We start from the raw sequence: 4,954 nt of genomic DNA on the forward strand, positions 1-4,954 counted from the left end.
GGATCGGCCCCGCGGGCATGGTGGCGCGCATTGCCACAGGGATGATTGCCGGTGCGGCCATGGCTCCCTATCGGCAGCGAAAGCTAGGCGCGCTGCTAGGCGCCGGCGCAGCGGTGGGAATGGCGTATGTGACCTTCGATCTGCGCATGCGCGCGATTGCCCGCTATGGCCAGACCAGCACCGGGGCCGTGGAAGATGCCATCGCCGTGGGAAGTGCGGCACTGATCACTCAGGCTGCAAGGGGACCCAAGCGGAGAGGACGTCGCTGATGAAACAAGATGAGCAGACATCGATCGGTCGGCGGTGCTGGGCAATCGCAGAAGGCTACATTCCTGCCTGGAGCAACGGTCCGGAGCCAGAGCTGCAAAGCCACGAAACCTGCTGCGTCCTCAACACGGGCCCGGTTGATGCTCAGGTCACGCTGACATTGTATTTCGAGGATCGCGAACCGCAGGGACCTTACCGCTTCACCGTGCCAGCCCGGCGGACGTGTCACAAGCGCTTCAATGATCTTGAGAGTCCCGCCAAGGTGCCGCTCGGCGTGGGGTTCTCGTGCGTGATCGAATCAGATGTCCCAGTAGTGGTGCAGCACACGCGGCTTGATTCACGCCAGGCTGAGAACAGCATCATGACCACCATTGCCTACCCGCTTTAACCAGTCCGTTGGTGAGGCACCTGCACATCGCATCTACACCGCTGGGCCGCGACGTTTACCAGCCCCAACGCACACTGGCTTTCCTCCAACGCCATAGAGGCTCAGCCGATGCCCGTGCCCAACTATCCCAAACCGCCGTTCAAGGCCCAGCAGCAGTCGTTTCCCGGTAAGACCGACAAGCTCGACCCTCGGCCAGATCATGGGGAAAAAAGCTACGTCGGCCACGGCCTGTTGAAGGGCAAGAAGGCCCTGATCACCGGCGGGGACAGCGGCATTGGTGCCGCAGTGGCCATCGCCTACGCCCGCGAGGGTGCCGACGTGGCGATTGCGTTCCTTGAGGGCGAGGAGAAGGATGCCGCCAGCATTGGCGCCCTGATCGAAGCGGCAGGTCAGAAGGCCGTCCTCTGCCCCTGCGACATCAGCGATGACGCCCAAGCCGAGGCGCTCATCAAGCAGGTCACGACCGACCTTGGCGGCTTGGACATCTTGGTCAACAACGCTGCGTATCAGCGCTATTACGAGTCGTTCGACGACATCACTCTGGAGGACTGGCGCAAGACGTTCGAGACGAACGTGCATGCGGTATTTAACCTCACCCGCCTGTGCGTCCCACACCTGGAGGACGGCGGTTCGGTCATCAACACTGCCTCGGTCAACTCCAAAAAGCCCACCCCCAACATCCTGCCCTACTCGGCCACGAAGGGCGCGCTCGCCAACCTGACCATCGGCCTGGCCGGTCTTCTTGCCGAGAAAGGGATTCGTGTCAATGCGGTGTTGCCCGGCCCTATCTGGACACCCTTCATTCCCGCCGGCATGGCCGCGGAAGAAGTTGAGCAGTTTGGCAGCCAGACGCCGTTCGGTCGACCAGGTCAGCCAGCCGAGCTCGCTTCGGCTTACGTGATGCTCGCGGCAGATAGCGCCAGTTACACCTCCGGCGCACTGCTCACCATCTCCGGCGGCGCTGTCACCCTATAACGCCTTTGGCTCCCTCCTCCCCCAAGGACTCCAATGACTTCTCGCAACCAATACGACATGCAGAACCCGCTGACCCAGTTCCCGCAGCCCACCTACCCGGCGCAGGTTCAGACTCCGCCGGGCACCGTTCATAAGCTGACGCCTGCCGCCGAGCATGGGGAGAAGAGCTACGTGGGCCTGGGCCGCATGAAGAGCCGAAAGGCGCTTGTGACCGGCGCGGATTCCGGCATTGGACGTGCGGTAGCAATAGCGTTTGCTCGGGAAGGCGCAGATGTGGCACTGAACTACCTGCCCGAAGAGGAAGAAGATGCGGCCGAAGTGGTGGCGTTGATTGAAGCCGAAGGCCGCAAGGCGATCGCCATCCCTGGAGACCTTCAGGATGAGCAGTTCTGCAGTGACCTGGTGGAGAAGGCAGTCAAAGGTCTCGGCGGACTGGACGTGCTGGCCAACATCGCCGGTAAGCAGTTGGCCGTGGAAAAGATCGAGGATCTGACCACCGAACAGTTCGACGCCACTTTCCGCACCAACATCCATGCGTTGTTCTGGGTGTGCAAGGCCGCTCTGCCGCACCTGCCTGCCGGCGCCACCATCATTAACACAGCATCCATCCAAGCCTACCAGCCCTCTCCCAACCTGCTGGACTACGCCCCCACCAAGGCCGCTATCGTCAACTTCACCAAAGCCTTGGCGCAGCAGGTGGCCGAGCGCGGTATTCGCGTTAACGCCGTGGCTCCGGGCCCGGTCTGGACCCCGCTGCAGCCGGCCGGCGGACAGCCGCCGGAGGCCATCCCTGAGTTCGGCTCGAAGACCCCGCTCAAGCGGGCAGGCCAGCCGGTGGAAATGGCCCCAGCCTATGTGCTGCTGGCGACACAGGAATCGAGCTACATTACCGGTGAGGTCATCGGCGCCGCCGGCGGCATGCTGCTGCCGTGACCGCTGGGGCCGAAGATATCGACAACCTGCCTGTGGAGCGCGACGCGGACGGGTATGCCCCCATCCACTCTTACGCCGCCGTTGGCGATGGGCGGTCCAGCGCGCTCATCGCCCCAGATGGCAGCATTGACTGGTGGTGCGCCCCCTGCATGGACGCTCCACCCTTGCTCGACCGCCTGCTGGATGCCCCGGCTGGCGGTCGCTTTGTCTTGCAAGCCCGGGACGTTCAGCAGGTCCAGCGGCGCTATCGCGACCAAAGCAACGTGTTGGAAACCCTCGTCCACACCGCAACCGGCTTGGCCCGGCTGACCGAGTCGCTCAACAGCGGCCCGGCCGGACGGTTACCCTGGTCGGAGCTGGCCCGTCGACTGGAAGGCCTCGATGGAGAGATCACCTTTGACCTGCTTTACCAGCCTGGCACACGTGCCGGAACCTGCACGCCATGGATGAGCGACACTCCCAATGGGTGTGTTCATCACGCCGGCCCCGTAATGACAATGCTGCGCTATTCCGAACAGGTCAAGATCGATCACTGCGACGACCGCCAAGTGCGCGGCAGCCTTACCCTCCGTGCCGGCGAACGGGAAATCGTGGCACTGCTGGTCTCCCAGGACGAAGTGCTCCCCGTCCCGCCCCTGGAGGACATCGATACCCGTATCGATCGCTCCGACCGGGAGTGGCGTGAGTGGGTGGACGATTTGCACTGCCATGCAAGCCGCCACGCCGAGGTCATCCGCTCAGCGCTGGCTTTGAAGTTCCTGTGGTTCGCTCCGACCGGCGCCATTGCCGCAGCGGTAAGCGCCTCGCTGCCCGAACGCATCGGCGGGGACAAGAACTGGGACTACCGGTATGCCTGGGTGCGCGACGCGGCCTACGTGATCAAGACCTTCCTTCGCGTTGGCGCCCTGCCGGACGCCAAGGCCGGTTTCAGCTGGCTGATGACCACCATTGGCCGCCATCGCCCGGGCCTTGCTCCTTGCTACACGCTGCGCGGCGACCGCGTGGAGGATGAGCGCTACATTGATGTGCCCGGCTACCGTAGCAGCCAACCGGTGCGCATCGGCAACACCGCTACTGACCAGCTGCAGACGTGCGCCTATGGCGACGTGTTGGAAATGGCCAGCCGGATGATCGAAGCAGGCCACATCCTCGACCCCACAACTGCCCGGCTCTTGTTCGAACTGGCAGACGAGTGCGCCGACAGCTGGATGCGGAAAGACCACGGCTTCTGGGAGCTGGAAGACCCGCAGCACTACACGATGTCGAAAGTGGAGTGCTGGATGGCCCTGCGCCGGGCTTGCGAACTGGCCGAGCAGGGACACATCACCACCGCACGTCTGCCACGCTGGCAGCGCGAGAAGGAGCGCGTCCTGGAATGGATCGACGAGCATTGCTGGGACGGGGGCCGACAGAGCTACGTGATGCACGCCGGCAGTGACCAGCTGGATGCCAGCATAATGTTGGCGTCGCGCTTCGGGCTTGCCGAGGTGCGCCGGGAGCGATTCGTCTCCACGCGGGAGGCGATCCGGCGCGAGCTGTCGGATGAGAGCGGGGACCTGCTTTGGCGCTACAGCGGCATGCAGGAGTGCGAAGGCACGTTCATCAGCTGCGCGTTTTGGATGGTGGAAGCCTACGGCTTGTTGGGCGAGGCGGACGAAGCCACTCGGTTGTTCGAATCGTTGCTGGCCAAGGTCCAGAACGACGTGGGGCTGATGTCGGAGATGTGGGACCCGCGGGCAGAACAGGGGCTGGGCAACACGCCGCAGGGCCTGAGTCACTTGGCCCTGGTGCATGCCGCCTACGCTGTGGATGGAGAGTAATGTCGATGCCAGCGGGAAATCAGGTGAGTTTTAGGGGGAACATAGACAGCATCAAATCGCATTGAGTAGTAACCAGGCTGGTAGAGACTCACCGCGTCGCAGGCCGCCGGGGTCTCTTCAAGATGGGCCTCCGAGAACAGAAGCGCAGTAAGAGATCCTAGTGGGTTGGGGTTTTCGTGCGATCCCAAGCCCGCTTGGCGAAGCCCACAACCACCGCTGGCACACTGATCACAACGATCCCATACAGATAAGCCAAGTAGAAGGCAGCCGTTGCAATGTCGCCGTAAAGCGGGTGGTTGGCCTGCGTCCAGCCGATCCATGCGCAAATCGCGACGAGAACGATGCCCATGATTCCCCCCAGCAGCGCGCCTTTCAAGAAGCCCCCTTTCTTGAAGCAGGGATGACGGCCAGGCCGAAGATGCCACGCCCATACCTGCTGAGCACGGACATCGAGCACAAGGCAAAAGCACAAGAACACAAAGATCAGCACGCCGCCTGAGCAATAGACCAGCCCCAAAAGCGGATTGCTTTTGATGGCCTCTGCTCCGCCGGCCGAAAGAAGCAATCCCAA

Annotated in this window: 5 protein-coding genes and 1 pseudogene; 5 read left to right on the forward strand and 1 reads right to left on the reverse strand. The window is 62.9% G+C overall.

What is annotated here, in order from left to right:
• From KVS69_RS17755 to KVS69_RS17775, 5 genes and pseudogenes are all read left to right on the forward strand, one after another.
• Positions 1-269, forward strand: a pseudogene (locus KVS69_RS17755) (DUF4126 domain-containing protein); the annotation flags it as partial.
• Positions 269-655, forward strand: a complete 387-nt coding sequence (locus KVS69_RS17760) for a sensory rhodopsin transducer (RefSeq protein WP_217539288.1) — start codon at positions 269-271, stop codon at positions 653-655. The pseudogene KVS69_RS17755 and the gene KVS69_RS17760, both read left to right, overlap by 1 nt.
• A gap of 108 nt (positions 656-763) precedes the next feature.
• Complete coding sequence (locus KVS69_RS17765; RefSeq protein ID WP_217539291.1) at positions 764-1,630, forward strand: SDR family oxidoreductase; 867 nt, start codon at positions 764-766, stop codon at positions 1,628-1,630.
• Between the two features lie 33 nt (positions 1,631-1,663).
• A complete protein-coding gene (locus tag KVS69_RS17770; protein ID WP_217539292.1) occupies positions 1,664-2,563 on the forward strand; it encodes an SDR family oxidoreductase in 900 nt (299 codons plus the stop codon).
• On the forward strand, positions 2,560-4,383 hold the full coding sequence (locus KVS69_RS17775) for a glycoside hydrolase family 15 protein (RefSeq protein WP_217539293.1): 1,824 nt from the start codon (positions 2,560-2,562) through the stop codon (positions 4,381-4,383). The genes KVS69_RS17770 and KVS69_RS17775 overlap by 4 nt, the downstream gene beginning before the upstream one ends.
• Positions 4,384-4,540: 157 nt before the next feature.
• Here the strand turns inward: KVS69_RS17775 and KVS69_RS17780 are convergent.
• Positions 4,541-4,954 (reverse strand): hypothetical protein (locus KVS69_RS17780; protein ID WP_254622260.1); only part of this gene is annotated, 414 nt, incomplete at its 5' end.

The organism is Stenotrophomonas sp. GbtcB23 (assembly GCF_019091045.1).
Classification (GTDB): domain Bacteria; phylum Pseudomonadota; class Gammaproteobacteria; order Xanthomonadales; family Xanthomonadaceae; genus Stenotrophomonas; species Stenotrophomonas rhizophila_A.